Raw genomic sequence first — 922 nt, 5'->3', positions numbered from 1 at the left:
CTGCGGCGCCGTCCGGATTTGTCTCGTTATAAGTAATCACATTATCAGCAAAGCTGATGTTAGCAGATTTACTGCTAGGCTTAATGGAAGGTAGATTAATCGCCTTAAAAGTGCCCACTTGTCTTGCATCTAGTGTAGTAGTAATCTCGCTAAACTGATGCTTAAGGATTACATCCAGATAGTTGACTCTGTCCCCAGAGACGATCATCTTTCTTTTAAAATACATTAAGTCACCGCTAATATTATCCAGTTTAGCACTGGATAAATTTTCAGGGTTTGAGATTGAAGGTACATTATCTGTTGTATTGATAGAATAAGCAACAAAGGTGTATTCTTTACCCCCATCTAGCCTGAAACCTTCTTCCTTTTGTCCAGAAGTAAAAATCTTTTCTGTGACATATTTCCCATTACTATCATATGCTACAACTTTATATTTAACACCGGGTTTAAGTTGTGATTGCTCCACTTTGGTTTCAGCTTTAGGCATATTATCATTTACCTTATTTATCGAACCATAGATGGGAGTAAGTGTAGCGATGGCGAAAGATCCATCTTCTAAATCAATTTTTCTTTTTTGTGTTTTTTCAATAGGAACCTCTCCTTGCTTGTATGCCTCATTCGGCATAGAGATTCTTATTTTTACATTATTTATCTGAGCATTATTTTTTTCTTCCATTCTTTCAGAACTTCGACATGAAGTTACCCAGAATGAAAGCACCAGTAATGCAATACCAGTGCAGTGTAATTTTAGTTTCATCTTATGTGTTTTTATAGTTGTTATAATTTATAGGGGTAAAAACGATATGTAAATACAAGGACAATTAATCTCTAGTTCTGGATAGAGATTGCATAATCCACTAGTCAGGTTTCGATTTACGGCTGAAAAATTATTTAGTCTTGATCATTTTGTGTTTTAAATTTT

Annotated in this window: 1 pseudogene; it reads right to left on the bottom strand. The window is 34.7% G+C overall.

Annotated elements, in window-relative coordinates:
* Positions 1-757, bottom strand: a pseudogene (locus tag GNY06_RS02270) (hypothetical protein); the annotation flags it as partial.
* Between the last annotated feature and the right edge of the window lie 165 nt (positions 758-922).

Origin of the sequence: Elizabethkingia argenteiflava, from assembly GCF_009904105.1 — a bacterium.
GTDB classification, from domain to species: domain Bacteria; phylum Bacteroidota; class Bacteroidia; order Flavobacteriales; family Weeksellaceae; genus Elizabethkingia; species Elizabethkingia argenteiflava.
Note: the sequence above shows the minus strand (reverse complement) of the source record. Positions and strands in the feature narration are given on the sequence as shown.